Below are 15,010 nucleotides of genomic sequence, written 5' to 3' on the forward strand. Positions count from 1 at the left end.
TGTATTTTCCCTTTCCAAACTTAACTTTACAGAGATTTTCCAAATGTCTTCATATCAGCAAGCATTGCGGCTGATTTGTTGTTCTTGCCATATACCATCTTAATTCCTTTGTCCTCGGCTTCAAAGTAATCAATCATATTCTTATACTGCTGTATTACAGCATTATAAACCTCCGGAGCACCTGAGCTTAAGAACAAGGCTGTCTGTGAAACTTTACGCGGTTTTCCAGTTGCGTAGAAACGTGTGATGGCAGACTGTAACTGACCGGTGATAGAGAAAAAATAAATTGGTGAAGCAAATATCAGCATATCTGCAGTTTCCAATTCTTTATAAACTTCACCCATATCATCTTTCTGCACGCACTGACCATTCCCACGGGTATGACAGAATTCACATCCAAGACATCCGCCAATTTTCTTTTGTCCAACAGGTATGATATTCACTTCATGCCCTTTTTCCCGTGCACCTTCTGCAAACGCATCAACCATGGCTGTTGTGTTACCGTTTAACCTTGGACTCCCGTTTAAAACTAATATTTTCATACAATCAATCCTCCAATTCTTAAAATTTAATTGTGTTTACTACTCATTATAATTTATTTCAATTTACTATATTCTTCATTTTTACCTATTAACACAATGCATTGCCACAAATCAATCATCACCATATAATCTAAAATAAGATGAAACCAACAAGATTACTCCTGACTGGTTTCGATTTCCCTTATAATTTTCGCAGGAACACCACCTACAATAACATTTGAAGGTACATCCTTGGTCACAACCGCACCAGCGGCAATGACAGCACCGTCACCTATGGTCACGCCGGCAACGACAGTGGCATTTGCTCCAATCCATACATTTCTACCAATCACAATTGGCGAGGGATGCATATTGCTACGTTTTCTCGGATCAATGTCATGATTGAGCGTAGCAAGCATTACATTGTGCCCAATGAGAACACCATCGCCAATTATAATTCCGCCCTGATCCTGAAAACGACAGCCTGAATTGATAAAGACATTCATGCCTACACAGATGTTTTTCCCACAATCCGTATAAAAAGGAGGAAACATGGCAAATGTTGTATCCACCCGTTTGCCAATCAACAAAGAAAACAATTCCCGTACCTCTTGTGGAGTATGGTACTGACCGTTCAGGTCGGCAGTCAACTTTAATGCTTCCTGAGAGGCGTCTATCATTACCTGATGTAATTCCGAACCGCCCTCAACCACTTCACCTCGATTTAAGTGCGCTAATAAATCATTGATATCCATTTGTATCCTCCTTATCGATAAGAATTTCTTAGTACATCTACAACATCCTTATGTGTCATTTCACATGGATTTGCTGTAAACAGAAAACCGTTAGTTTCGCGAGCATTGGTCGCAATTTTATCAAATTCATCAGGCGAGATACCATAATCGCTCATTTTAAGTTCCGCCATACCACAGGCCTTTTGCAAGCCCACAAGCGCAGTGATGAAATCCTCCGGCTTATTCGCTTCTTTGATTCCCATTGCCTTTGCCATCGCAATAAATCTCTCATCACAAGCATTCTTGTCAATAAAGAATTCATAGAACGCTCTTGAAATCATAATAAGTCCTGCACCGTGAGGCAACTCCTGATGATATGCACTCATTGCATGCTCAATAGAATGCTCAGCAGTAGTAACGCTCACAGTCATAACTATACCAGAAAGGGTGTTTGCAAATGCCATGTGTTCTCTTGCCTCCATATCGCTACCGCCTTTTACCGCACGTGTAAGATATTTAGCTGCATTTTCAATAGCAGTCAGTGCATACATATCACTCATAAGACTTGCATATTTTGAAATATAGCTTTCTGTAGAATGGAAAAGTGCGTCAAATCCTTGATAAGCGGTAAGTTTAGATGGAACCGTCTTCATAAGTTCAGAATCGATTATAGAAATCAACGGGAATAAACGATCATCACCACCAAATCCAATTTTTTCATTGGTTTCATCATTTGTTATAACACCCCACTGGTCTGCTTCTGAACCAGTTCCTGCTGTTGTAGTAATACAAATTACCCCAAGCGGATCATTTGAAATCGCTTTGCCTTTTCCAGTACCACCAGAAATATAATCCCAGATATCTCCATCATTTGTTGTCATTGCCGCCATTACTTTTGAGGCATCAATAACACTGCCACCACCAAGAGCAACAATAAAATCACATCCGTTATCTCTTGCTGTTTTTGCTCCTGCTATAACCGTGGACTTCAACGGATTTGTCTGTACTTTATCAAAGACAACACTTTCAACACCTGCTATTGTAAGTTCCTCAATAGTTCGTTTAAGGGAACCATTTTCTTTAGTTGATTTTCCGTTTGAAATAACTACCATTGCCTTTTTGCCAGGTAGTTTCTGCTCATGCAATTCGTTAAGCCTTCCACATCCGAAAATAAATCTTGTTGGTACATACATATTAAAGTTCATTTTTAATTCCTCCATTTATTTAAAATATTATTTATATCAAACTCCGATTATTGAGTTCGATATAACTTAGCGTGCTAAATCAATCTGCACATCTATAGAACTTCCTAATCCTTTTATTACAGATAAATCACAATCAACCTTTCCCATGTTTACCTGCTCGCCATAGATTTTAGACTTTTTTTCATCTTCAAAGAGGATTGTAAAATAGTTTACATCCCGTTCAAAGTTAATATCGCCGTTCATCCAGCCGTTATGGACATCCTTTTCATCATATTTCAAAGGATCTTTCATTACACCAGAATAGTCATGAGAGAAGCGGTTTATATGCACCGTATATGGCAGACGGGACAACAGTTCCTTTGAAGATGTGGAATTATTTAAAGTGGCCGGAATTACCGTATCTCCAACCGTCATCGTAATAGCTGTACCATTCTTAATCGTACGGGTAGCCATATTAGAACCTTTCGGAAGAACTTGCGCGGAGTCATTCGAAGCTTTACTCGATGTATCTTGAACATTTCTACCTTCTATGGTAGAGGAAGCCTTTTCAACCGAGGAACTTCCTGCAGAGCATTTTTCATTACTGTTAGCTTGATTTCCGCTACATGCAGTCAAAGAAACCATCATTAATTTACTCGATGTATCCTGAACATTACTACCTTCTATGGTAGAGGAAGCCTTTTCAACCAAGTAACCTCCTGCAGAGCTTTTTTCATTCCTGTTATCTTGATTTCCGATACATGCAGTCAAAGAAATCACCATTAAAATTGTCAGTGTAGGTGTCAATAATTTTTTCATAAACAAACCTCCAGTAATGTTTTTGATTTGGATATAACCATATTAATACAACCAATAGTGTTGAATGTTATTGGAGAGTTAAAGTCTATGTAAGGCTTGACACTCTGGATCGTTTAGTGTAATCCATTCCCCTGATTTATATCTATCCAAAATATCCGATAATTTCATTTTTTCTTTTTTTGGTGAATTTATAAACTATAAGTTTACACGACTATATTTGTACTAATTCGTATTCATTCGTGCCTAATCCAATCTTAACTACATGCTCAATGCAATCTTTCCATTCCGTTTAAAACAATTATTTGTTTGTGTTTGTATCAGCATATCACTTAAGGTTAACTTTAAGTCAAGTCTTTTTCATAAAAAAACGCAGCAATTTTTGCTGCGTAGAATGGGATTATTGGAATATAGACAAAATTAATGGAGGCATCGTCAATATGACCGCCTCCATTATTAGAACCATCGGTTAAGATGTTACTTCTTCGGTATCCTGCTGATTCGCTTTGTCATGTATCTTTTCTGTACCTGCCTCAAGAGCTGTCTTATAATACCAACATTTATACTCTATGACTTCAAGTGTTTTCTGCAACGATGCCATCTGTTCATCTATAATTCTTTTTCTATCAATAAACATTTCATATCGTTCACGCAATGTGGCATCTCTCTGTTCGCACCAGTCTATGAATACTTTAATATCTTTAATGGACATTCCCGTATTTTTTAGGCATTCAATAATTTCCAGTGCTCCTAGATCAATATCTGAAAAAGAGCGTATACTGGATTCTGAACGTTCCAAATTAGGAAACAGACCTTCCCTATCGTAGTATCTTAAAGTTGAAGCTGATAGATTGAATTTTTTTGAAACCTCTCCAATGGAATATTTCATGTTTGGCTCACTCCTTTTTACAATAACCTAAAGTTAACTTTTATATACTTTATCTTGCCGTACATGACATTTCCGCAACTTCAGATTTTATAATAAAACAATGATGTGCAATATGGACTTTTAAATTTATCTCAAACAGAAAACCACTAATCAAGAACTTATTCTACTTAATCGGTGGTCTATCTACTCATTATGATTTATTTCAGTTTATTGTATTCATCATTCGTTACCTGTTCACACCGTTCATTGCTTACATTATTTACTATTTCAGTTTTTTTAGAACACATGTTTTCTTGTTTTTTATTCAGGTATTTATTGAAAAACTCCGTGGGTTTATCGAACGAAATGAGATCTTTACAATCATAAAAATCACCCTGCCCGGCATTTGGAACAATATACGTTTACTACACCAATTTATTCTCCTTAAGTTTTTTCATGTTTCGCCAAATCAAAAGTAACCTTAATATTACCATCACCAGCAACTTGTACAAAGCTGACCGCATCCTCAATATATCCGAGACTGGTATATTGATAAGAACTTGAGAAGGTTTTATAGAACGCCACCAGACAGCTATCTCCGTAAAGCATTATATCTCCGGCATGAATTTTTCCCGGTTGCTTAGAAACTGTAGGAAGCGTATTCGATAAATAATAGTATTTTTCATTGCCGTTTAGTTCGCTCATATCAACTGTGAGCGGAAATTGTTTAACTAACGCCTGCGTCGTTTGATTATCATAAAACTTTGCCGGAAATACCTTGTTCCCAACCGTAATAATCAAACATAGCATCGAAATTGCTTTTTTCATGTTTAATATCCTTTCTGTGTAAACTAAAATAATAGCATTTTGCTACGATACACAATACATTGCCACAAATCAATCATCGCCATATAATCTACAATAAGATGAAAACAACAGAATTACTCCTGACTGGTTTCAATTTTCTTAATAATTTTCGCAGGAACACCACCTACAATAACATTTGCAGGTACATCCTTGGTCACAACTGCACCAGCGGCATAGCACCGTCACCAATTGTAGTGCTTCCTGAGAGGCGTCTATCATTACCTGGTGTAATTCCGAACCACTCTAAACCGCTTCACCTCGATTTAAGTGTGCTAACAAATCATTAATATACATTTATTTAAAATATTATTTATGTTAAACTTAGATTATTGAGTTCGATATAATTATACAACTTAAAGTTAACTTTAAGTCAATGTTTCTTTCCAAAATTATTTTTTGCAGTATCATTTGTTTAATTATTATTTTCATCAGATGTGGTAGTTTCAATTTTCATCTTAAAGAGGATCGTAAAATAGTTTGCATGCAATCAAAAAAGCCGTCATTAGATGACCGCCTCCATCATTATAAACATCGGTTAAGATATTACTTCTTCGGTACCTTGCTTGTTTTCTTTGTCATGTATCTTTTCTGTACCTGCCTCAAGAGCTGTCTTATAGTACCAGCATTTATAATCTATAACTTCAAGTGTTTTATTCAATGATGCTATCTGTTCATCCATAATTGTTTTTCTCTCAATAAACATCTCATAGCGTTCACGCAGTGTTGCATCTCCCTCTCCGCACCAGTCTATGAATACCTTAATATCTTTAATAGGCATTCCCGTATTTTTTAAACATTCAATAATTTTTAGTGATCCCAGATCAATATCTGAAAAAGAGCGGATACCGGATTCTGAACGTTCCAAATTAGGAAACAGACCTTCCTTATCGTAGTATCTCAAAGTTGAAGATGATAAATTGAATTTTTTTGCAACCTTTCCAATAGAATATTTCATGTTTGGCACACTCCTTTTTACGATAACTTAAAGTTAACTTTAAGTTATTTTATTAAAAAATAGCATATTAAAAGTACCATGTCAAGTTAATCTTGGCTCTCAACAAACATTTTTACGTTGAATTCAGATGCTTGCGATGCCTGAAACCTAATACACCTGCTATGCAACAGGCTTATGATATTGGCAAATCTTTTATATAAAGTTTTTACGAAAGAATGCGTGTCATGAATAGAATATAGTGCTTGACCTCATGTTGACTTAATGGTTTATAGTTAATACACTGGTAACCATTAAAATATAACAAGCATGTTTTTTGAAAGGAGACAAATAACAATGAAAAGAAAAATTTTTAATATTTTGCTTAGCATAGCTATGATAGCTGTCGTATTAGTTGGTTGTGGTAAAACAGCAACACCAGTATCAACAACTAAAACACCCACAATCAGTGATGGAGGCAATGGTACTCATACTAGTGGTAATGTTGCAGAAAATGGAACTTCTACTAAAAATGCTTCTGCTGTATATATGACAAAAGTTATAAGTACTGCGAGCTTAATGAAAATTTATAAAGCACTTGATTGGAAACCACAAGGTAATGTAGGTGTAAAACTTTCTACAGGCGAAGCTGGTGGCAATTATTATTTGCATCCGGAATTAATCGGCGATTTGGTACATGCTGTAGATGGCACTATCATTGAGTCTAATACTGCCTATGGCGGTTCCCGTTCTGCAACAGCAGCCCATCGACAAACCATTGAAGATCATGGTTTCAATACAATCGCAGATGTAGATATTATGGATGAAGAAGGCACTAAAGAATTAGCCCCAGTTCCTGGTAGTATTCATTTGAAAAAAGACACTGTAGGTTCGCATCTGCAAAATTATGATTCTATCTTAGTATTATCTCACTTTAAAGGTCATGCTATGGGTGGATTCGGTGGTGCTTTAAAAAACATCTCAATAGGCATTGCATCTAGAAGTGGTAAAATGTATATTCATTCTGGCGGTGGCACTGATAAGAGTTTCTCGCCTGGTGACCAAAATGATTTCTTAGAATCTATGGCGGAAGCTGCTGGTGCAGTTATGCAAGATAAAAAAGGCAGAATGGTGTATATCAGTGTTATGAACAATCTATCTGTAGATTGTGACTGCGACTCTAATCCAGCTAAACCAACACTGGGAGATATCGGTATCTTATCATCTTATGATCCGGTTGCATTAGATCGTGCTTGCGTAGATTTAGTCTATGCTGATCCGCATGGAAAAGACTTAGTTAAACGTATGGAATCTCGTAATGGTACCTTGATTTTAGACCATGCGGTAGAATTAGGTATGGGCTCTCAAACCTATCAATTGAAAAATATCGATGAATAGTATTATACATCGCGAAGCCGTTTATTTATGGTACTATTTTGCCATTCAGTTTGAACAGATTTTTAGATATTGGGTGATTGGTATTGTGTTAGGTTCTATCATTTCAGTATTTGGAAAAGATAAAATCCATACATTGTTTGCATCTATAGCAAATAGAAAACTAGGTATTTTAGGTGTGATTCCAGCTAGTTTATTAGGAATTGCGTCTCCATTGTGTATGTATGGCACCATTCCCATAGCAGCATCTTTCTCACAAAAGGGTATGCGAGATGATTGGCTTGCAGCGTTTATTATGAGCTCTATGCTTTTGAATCCTCAGTTGATTCTTTACACTTTGGCATTGGGTGGAAAGATGTTAGTGATTAGGATTGCATCTTGTGTATTGTGTGGAATAATTGCAGGAATATTGGTACACTTCTTTTTTAAAGAAGAAAAATTCTTCAATTTTGATGGATTTGGTTCGCTATCCAACCACGATACTGCCTCCAATATCTTTATACGTATTTTAAGAAATATAGGACGTAACATAAAGGCAACAGGCGGATATTTTCTTTTGGGTATTGTTTTATCTATATTGTTTGCTCGGTATGTACCGTCAGATACGTTTGCAAATTTGTTTGGAAACCATCACGGCTTCGGTGTACTTATGGCAGCAACTGTTGGGATTCCTTTATATGTATGCGGTGGTGGTACTATACCGCTTTTAATGGAATGGTTGGATTCAGGCATGAGTCCTGGTGCAGCAACAACCTTTATGATTACAGGTCCTGCCACAAAAATTACAAATCTTGGTGCGTTGAAAACAGTTCTTGGTTGGCGACATTTCTTGATTTACATTTTATTCATTATGGTGTTTGCATTTGCAATCGGTGTATTGATTGTTTGATTTACAATACTACTAAGATTGTTGGATAAAAAGTTAATATTTTGAATAGAAGAATCCGATGTGGTCATAGTTATGTGCCTGAATCGGATTTATTTTATTTCAGAAAACTGCTTGACTTATAGTTAACTTTAAGTGATAGGATATATACAACAAAGATATACAAGCAAAAAAATAGTGCGTCACATCTATGAATAATTTACATTAACATGAATTAATAATAGATATCGCAATAACAATATATTATAAATCTAACATAACTTTGGAAGGGGAAATGACTATAATGTTGGGATTAATTAATATCATATCGATTATTATAGTAATAGTTCTTGTAATTACCAGTAGAAAATGCCTTGAAATAGTTAGAGTAGGTACTATATCTAAAAATTTATATTATAAAGAAATTCATTTGTATATATTAATTTCTTCGCTTTTATTAATTACTGGTGTAATTTTAAGTGGTGTAACCTTTTTTCGAATGTTAACAGTATTTAATTGTTCATATTTATCTGGCTATATTGAAATTTTTTTCTAAGTAATAAATCATTTGTGAAATAAATAGTTAGATCGTAAAGCATTGATATAAATTATAAAATAAACCCAGTAGATCAGAATTAGCTTCCATCTACTGGGTTTTAAAAGTTAAAATTGCTTTAAATTACTTTTTACATACCATATCATTTTATTCAAACATGCCTTTGACATCTTCTAAGTAATCTGTGATTGGCAGATGCTGTGGACAGATCTTTTCGCATTTTTTACACTTAATACAGTCAGAAGCTTTTCCGTTACGCTCTGTCAGGCTCGTGTAATAGATACTCTGAGATTTAAATCCTCCCTTTGTATCCTGTTTTTCAGCATTATACAATGCGAAATAATCAGGAATTGCAATCTTCTTTGGGCATCCATCTACACAGTAACGACATGCCGTGCAAGGAATGGAAATAGATTCATTAACGATATCAACAACCTGGTTTACAACTTCATGCTCTTTCTCATCCAATGGTTTGAAATCCTGCATGTATCCGGTATTATCTAAAAGCTGATCCATGTTTGACATTCCGCTTAATACAAGCATGACATTGTCAAGACTCGCTGCAAAACGGATAGCCCAGGAAGGAATGGACATATCTGGATGATATCCTTTCATAATCTCTGCTGCTGCGTCAGGCACATTCGCCAAAGTACCGCCTTTCACTGGTTCCATTACGATTACTGGCTTACCATGTAACTTTGCTACTTCATAACATTTCCTTGACTGGATACCCTGGTTTTCCCAATCGAGATAATTCAACTGAATCTGAACAAAATCTACTTCTGGATGTTTTGTCAATATTCCATCTAAATGATCTGCAGAATCATGCATAGAAAAACCGATATTTTTGATCTTTCCTTCTTCTTTCTTCTTCTGAATAAATTCAAATGCATGGACTTTTTCTGCAAGATCATAGGACTGTCCTGCAATATTATGCAACAGGTAGTAATCAAAATATTCTACGCCACACTTTGTAAGCTGCTCATTAAATAAGCGCTCCAAGTCATCTTCTGTTTTTACCATGAACATTGGCATCTTAGTAGCAACCGTGAAGGAATCTCTAGGATATCTCTTAACCAAAACTTCCTGCAATACATTTTCACTGATAAATGAATGATACAGATATGCTGTATCAAAATATGTAAATCCTCTTTCCATAAAGACATCTACCATCTTTTTTGCCTGCTCATAATCGACACTTTTCTGATCTTCCGGGCTTATAAGTGGCAGTCTCATAAATCCAAATCCTAATTTTTTTGCACTGTTTTTCATTTTTACGACCTCCAAATTTTTCTATTAATCATATTTAATTCATAGCTTATTAATTATGCTAGCATTATATGCTGCACCAAATCCATTATCTATATTTACTACACTAACATCACTGGCGCAACTATTTAACATAGATACCAAAGCTGCAATCCCTCCAAAGCTTGCTCCATATCCAACACTAGTTGGAACTGCTATTACAGGTTTATCTACAAGTCCTCCCACAACGCTAGCTAAAGCTCCTTCCATTCCAGCAATCACTATAACAACTTTAGCTCCGCGAATAACATCTAATGTTGAGAAAAGTCTATGTATACCTGCAACACCTACATCTATTATTTTGATAGCTTTGTTTCCTAATATTCTAGCAGTTTCAAATGCTTCTTCTACAACAGGCAAGTCAGAAGTACCAGCTGCAACAATCGCTATATAACTCTCTGTAATGGTTTCTCCCTTTCTATTAATAGTTATTGTTCGTCCAAGTTTATTTTTTATTTATTTTGTTCATCTAAATTTTTCATTATAGTTTCATTGAAGCTCCCTACTCTATATCCTTGCATGTCTAAAGTAACATATTTAAAACCACATTCTTTTATCTTTTTAGCAATGGTGTCTAAAAGCGCTTCATCAAATAATTTACTTCTGTCATTTTTACTTACTTCAACCCTTGCTAAATCTCCATGACATCTTACTCTAATGGCTCTAAACCCTATGCTCATCATATATTTTTCTGCATTTTCAATCTTCTCAAAATCTTCTACTTTTAATTCATTTCCATAAGGTATTCTTGTTAAAAGACAAGCGTATGCTGGCTTATCCCAAGTATTAAGTCCTAATTCTTTGGAAAAAGCTCTTATTTCTGCTTTAGTTACTTTGCATTCTAAAAGTGGACTTTTTATTTCTAATTCTTTTAATGCTTTAAGACCTGGCCTATAATCGCTTATATCATCAAAGTTAGTTCCATCTATTACACAGTTATAATCTTGCTTCTTAGCAAAAGCTAATATCATGCCAAACACTGCAGTTTTACAATGATAACATCTATCTTCTGGATTAAATTTAATTGAATCAATAATGGGAGCCTCAATAATTTCATGCTGCACTCCTAATTTTTTAGCTAATTCCTTCGCTTCTGCTATTTCCCACTTTGGAATATATGGAGACATAATTGTTACTGCTTTTACATTATCCCCAAGAGCTTCTTTTGCTGCTTTAAGTAAAAAAGTACTATCTACTCCACCTGAAAATGCTAAAACTACTTTTCCTAAACCTTTGATATATTTTATTAATTCATTATACTTTTCATTGTTTATCATTTATCTTTCCGCCTCTCACCATAATACATAATTTTATTTTACATCTTGTTTGTAAATTGCCTTATATATCTTATCTATAGATATATTTTTTTCTTTTGCTATAGTCTTGCATTCTTCATATTCTGGTTTGTATTTCAATAGCTTCCCTTTATAATAAGATTTCTTTATTGTAAAATCTCCATACTCTGTTTTTACTTTTGAAAAATCTCTATTAAGCATTATTTTTCCAACTTTATATTTTCTAACACCAATAGATGTAGTTTCTTCAAAAATAACATCCAAAGCATCCTTTTCAACTTTTTCATTAGTTAACACACTTAATTTTATCCCCGGTCTTCCCTTTTTCATAAATATGGGTGTTTTAAATACATCTAAGACTCCTGCTTCAAAAAGTTTTTCTTCTACATATCCATAAAGTTCTGGATTCATATCATCTATATTAGTTTCAAGTATATAATGCTCTCCTACTTTTTCAGGACTTTCCTTTTCACCTAAATATACTCTTAAGACATTTGGAATTTCTAAATCTCTATGGCCTATTCCATATGCTATCTTCTTAATTGAAAAATCAACATTTCGAGTAAATTCTTCAACGTTTGCCGCGAGTATTGCTGCCCCAGTAGGAGTAGTCGTTTCAAATTGTACTATTCCGGCATTTATAGGAATATTCTTTAAGATTTCTACTGTTGCAGGAGCTGGTACTGGCATAAGACCATGAGCACATTTAACAAATCCTCCTCCAACTTGAACTGGCGATGCAATAATTTTATCAACATTTAAGTAGTCTAAACAAATAGCTGCTCCTACAATATCTACAATTGAATCAATAGCTCCTACCTCATGAAAATGTACTTCATATAAGGGTTTTCCATGAACCTTTGCTTCAGCTTTCGCAACCTTCATAAACATATCTAAACTAAGTTTTTTAACCTTATCACTTAAATCACTTGAATTTATTATTCCCTCTATATCCTTCAAGTTTCTATGATGATGTTCGTGACTATGGTTATTTTCATGATGATGCTCTTCATCGCCATTATGATGATTGTGTTCATGGTTATGCCCATGTAAATCTTTATCTGAAATATGTATCTCATCATCTAATTTATCTTTTAATATGACGTCTACCCTGGTTCCTGTTATTCCAAGTTTCTCAGATTTTTCAATTTTTATTTCATATTCAGAATTTAAGTTTATTTTTGAAAGTCCCTCCACTAAATTTTCTTTAGGAACTCCTAAATCTATAAGTGCCGCTAAATTCATATCGCCACTTATTCCACAAAAACAATCGTAATATAAAATCTTCATGTTTATCACTCCTTCTAACTATTTAAATTTTAGATGTTATCTTGTCCAATGTTTAAAATTATATAATGTTATATTTTCTTAAAAAATCTAAATCATTTATAATTTTTTCATATTTATCGTCTCTTATTATTTTGTGATCTTCTGAAAATACTATAGCTCTATCAAAAACGGCTTCTATATATTCAAAATCATGTGTTGCACAAATTATAGTTTTGCCGCATTTATTTAAATCAATTAGTAATTCTTTTAAGAATTTTTTTCCTTTTGGATCTATCCCATTCATTGGTTCATCTAAAGTTATTACGTCTGGATTCATAGCTAAAACACTAGCAATTGCAACTCTCTTCTTTTCTCCTCCGCTTAAATTATACGGATGTTCATCTTTTAACTTATCTATATTAAGTAGATTAAGGCAATCTCTTACTCTTTTATTTACCTCTTCCTCTGGTATTTCCATTTGCATAAGTCCAAATGCCAGTTCTTCAAAGACAGTAGAACAAAATAGTTGAGCATCAGAATTTTGAAATACAAATCCTAATTTTTTATGAAATAGTTTTAAGACCTTAGTATCCTTTAATGTATGTTCATTTATTTCATTGTTATCAAACATATATTTACCTTGGCTTGAAAAAATAATGCCATTTAATAGTTTTAACACGGTTGACTTCCCGCTTCCATTTGGACCTATAATAGCTATAGATTCTCCTTCTTTTATATGGACATTTACATTATCAAGAGCTATTTTATTCTTGTATGTAAATGAAATATCCTCTAATTTTATCATCAATAATTCTCCTTATTTTTTTAGATATAATTTTATTATAAGTATATAAATAAACTAACCAAGAGTATACTTATTATAAAATATACATAGTCTACTTTCTTTAATTTTAAATTTGCTTTTGTAGTATATTCTCCTACGAAACCTCTACATTCCATAGCATGAAACATCTCTTCACTCATTTTATAAGACTTTATGAATAAATTTCCAATAATTCCTGTGAGAGAATTATATTTATTAGGAGTTATACCAATTATTTTAAGTGATGTTATATATAGCCTACCACTTGGAGTGCACTCCAAGTCAAGCCCTTTTACTTATGAAATTTATTTATTAAAACCAATAAGTAATACGTTACTGCAATATATATACCGTCAAAGGTACTCACTAAACGCTTTAATAAATTCTTTAATAAGCAAAAATGCACCCATTTTCAGGTGCATTCTGAGATATAACTAAACTATTGAAAAAATTCTACAGCTTCCTTCATCTTTTTTCTTACTTCCACATGAAATGGACAATTCTTTTCACATGCACCACATTCTATACAATCTGATGCATGGTGACTCAACTTCTCATAATGGTCTCTTGCCAATTTATCTCCTACCTTTGCCAAATCAAGATATTTATTTACCAAACCGATATTAATTTCTTGTGGACATGGTTGGCAATGATTGCAATAAATACAACTCCCTTGTATGTCCTGTCGTTGCATAGCGCCTATAAATGAATAGTCCTTTTCATTTTGCGCTAAATCATAATACTTAAGAACATCTTTTAAATCTTGTAGATTACGCACTCCTGGCAAACAGGATAAAACAGCTGGACGATCAAGTGCATATTGTATACATTGATATATTGACATTTTTCTTCCAATTGGAGAAGTACTATCATTCAGTAATTGCCCTCCGCCATAAGGTTTCATAACTGTTATTCCAACACCACGCTTAGAACATTCCTGATAAAGTTTCATTCTTGTATCTGATAACGTCAATTTTTCACCAAATGGTTCAAAATCATAGGCAGCGTTAAGACTGAGCATAAATATATCAATCTTTCCTGTTTCTAAAAGCTTCAAACATGCTTTTGGAGAATGAGAAGAAACTGCCAACTGACGAATTATACCATTCTGTTTCAATTTTACAGCATAATCCAAAATGCCGCCATGTATAATATTTTCTAAATCCTCTATTTCATCCACACAATGAATCATACCTATATCTGCATAATCAGTGTGATAACTTTTTAGTTCCTGTTCAAAACCTTTCTGCAACTGCTTTAGGTCTCGTGTACGCACATACTGTCCATGAGGATAATAGGCGCCAAGGTGAATCTGCATTACCATCTTATCCCTTTGTCCTTCTAATGCAGCCGCAATAGCTGGCTGTGCACTAGAATCATACATAACTGTATCCATAAGATTGATTCCCTGCTGCATACCATACTCTATTATTTTACGCACCTGCTGTGGAGATGCTTCGCTTAAGCTACCCGCACCTATTCCTATTGTACTTACTTTTCCTCCACCATGAGGTAATTCTCTATATTCCATTTAAATTTCCCCTTTCAGAAGTCAATGCTTCATTCATTATTTAATAA

General features: G+C 34.2%; 15 protein-coding genes and 2 pseudogenes. 2 read left to right on the forward strand and 15 right to left on the reverse strand.

The annotated features are described in order from the left end of the window. Window positions 1-26: 26 nt before the first annotated feature. From KPL54_RS06285 to KPL54_RS06320, 8 genes and pseudogenes are all read right to left on the reverse strand, one after another. Window positions 27-542 carry a flavodoxin family protein gene (locus KPL54_RS06285; protein ID WP_216105763.1) on the reverse strand — a complete coding sequence of 172 codons (516 nt, stop codon included), beginning with the start codon at window positions 540-542 and terminating at the stop codon, window positions 27-29. Between the two features lie 155 nt (window positions 543-697). Then, window positions 698-1,276 carry a DapH/DapD/GlmU-related protein gene (locus KPL54_RS06290; RefSeq protein ID WP_216105764.1) on the reverse strand — a complete coding sequence of 193 codons (579 nt, stop codon included), beginning with the start codon at window positions 1,274-1,276 and terminating at the stop codon, window positions 698-700. A gap of 11 nt (window positions 1,277-1,287) precedes the next feature. Then, window positions 1,288-2,460 (reverse strand): iron-containing alcohol dehydrogenase, encoded by a 1,173-nt coding sequence (locus KPL54_RS06295; protein ID WP_216105765.1) that lies wholly within the window; start codon window positions 2,458-2,460, stop codon window positions 1,288-1,290. 66 nt (window positions 2,461-2,526) lie between these two features. Beyond that, a complete protein-coding gene (locus KPL54_RS06300; RefSeq protein WP_216105766.1) occupies window positions 2,527-3,258 on the reverse strand; it encodes a cyclophilin-like fold protein in 732 nt (243 codons plus the stop codon). 466 nt (window positions 3,259-3,724) lie between these two features. Continuing rightward, window positions 3,725-4,144, reverse strand: a complete 420-nt coding sequence (locus tag KPL54_RS06305; protein ID WP_216105767.1) for a MerR family transcriptional regulator — start codon at window positions 4,142-4,144, stop codon at window positions 3,725-3,727. Between the two features lie 423 nt (window positions 4,145-4,567). Beyond that, window positions 4,568-4,951, reverse strand: a complete 384-nt coding sequence (locus KPL54_RS06310) for a cyclophilin-like fold protein (RefSeq protein ID WP_216105768.1) — start codon at window positions 4,949-4,951, stop codon at window positions 4,568-4,570. A 113-nt stretch (window positions 4,952-5,064) separates the two neighbouring features. Next, window positions 5,065-5,163 (reverse strand): annotated as a pseudogene (locus tag KPL54_RS06315) (sugar O-acetyltransferase); the annotation flags it as partial. Between the two features lie 362 nt (window positions 5,164-5,525). Continuing rightward, complete coding sequence (locus KPL54_RS06320) at window positions 5,526-5,945, reverse strand: MerR family transcriptional regulator (RefSeq protein WP_216105769.1); 420 nt, start codon at window positions 5,943-5,945, stop codon at window positions 5,526-5,528. Window positions 5,946-6,278: 333 nt separating this feature from the next. Here KPL54_RS06320 and KPL54_RS06325 point away from each other — a divergent pair, with 333 nt between their 5' ends. Then, window positions 6,279-7,319, forward strand: coding sequence for a DUF362 domain-containing protein (locus KPL54_RS06325; RefSeq protein ID WP_216105770.1), 1,041 nt, complete (start codon window positions 6,279-6,281; stop codon window positions 7,317-7,319). Then, on the forward strand, window positions 7,312-8,205 hold the full coding sequence (locus KPL54_RS06330; protein ID WP_216105771.1) for a permease: 894 nt from the start codon (window positions 7,312-7,314) through the stop codon (window positions 8,203-8,205). The genes KPL54_RS06325 and KPL54_RS06330 overlap by 8 nt, the downstream gene beginning before the upstream one ends. A 679-nt stretch (window positions 8,206-8,884) precedes the next feature. On the opposite strand, the gene KPL54_RS06335 is transcribed toward KPL54_RS06330, so the two are convergent. From KPL54_RS06335 to KPL54_RS06365, 7 genes and pseudogenes are all read right to left on the reverse strand, one after another. After that, on the reverse strand, window positions 8,885-10,009 hold the full coding sequence (locus KPL54_RS06335; RefSeq protein WP_216105772.1) for an aldo/keto reductase: 1,125 nt from the start codon (window positions 10,007-10,009) through the stop codon (window positions 8,885-8,887). Window positions 10,010-10,048: 39 nt separating this feature from the next. After that, window positions 10,049-10,495 (reverse strand): annotated as a pseudogene (gene larB, locus KPL54_RS06340) (nickel pincer cofactor biosynthesis protein LarB); the annotation flags it as partial. Between the two features lie 2 nt (window positions 10,496-10,497). Beyond that, on the reverse strand, window positions 10,498-11,322 hold the full coding sequence (gene larE, locus KPL54_RS06345) for an ATP-dependent sacrificial sulfur transferase LarE (protein ID WP_216105773.1): 825 nt from the start codon (window positions 11,320-11,322) through the stop codon (window positions 10,498-10,500). Window positions 11,323-11,355: 33 nt separating this feature from the next. Continuing rightward, entirely contained in the window at window positions 11,356-12,630 is a 1,275-nt protein-coding gene (gene larC, locus KPL54_RS06350; RefSeq protein ID WP_216105774.1) for a nickel pincer cofactor biosynthesis protein LarC, read from the reverse strand. Between the two features lie 58 nt (window positions 12,631-12,688). Beyond that, on the reverse strand, window positions 12,689-13,414 hold the full coding sequence (locus KPL54_RS06355; RefSeq protein ID WP_216105775.1) for an energy-coupling factor ABC transporter ATP-binding protein: 726 nt from the start codon (window positions 13,412-13,414) through the stop codon (window positions 12,689-12,691). Window positions 13,415-13,449: 35 nt separating this feature from the next. Further along, window positions 13,450-13,713: an energy-coupling factor transporter transmembrane component T gene (locus KPL54_RS06360; RefSeq protein WP_253203365.1), complete on the reverse strand. Its 264-nt coding sequence runs from the start codon at window positions 13,711-13,713 to the stop codon at window positions 13,450-13,452. 158 nt (window positions 13,714-13,871) lie between these two features. Continuing rightward, window positions 13,872-14,963 (reverse strand): aldo/keto reductase, encoded by a 1,092-nt coding sequence (locus tag KPL54_RS06365; RefSeq protein ID WP_216105776.1) that lies wholly within the window; start codon window positions 14,961-14,963, stop codon window positions 13,872-13,874. Window positions 14,964-15,010 lie beyond the last annotated feature (47 nt).

Origin of the sequence: Clostridium estertheticum, assembly GCF_018861295.1 — a bacterium.
In the GTDB taxonomy this organism is placed as follows: domain Bacteria; phylum Bacillota; class Clostridia; order Clostridiales; family Clostridiaceae; genus Clostridium_AD; species Clostridium_AD estertheticum_D.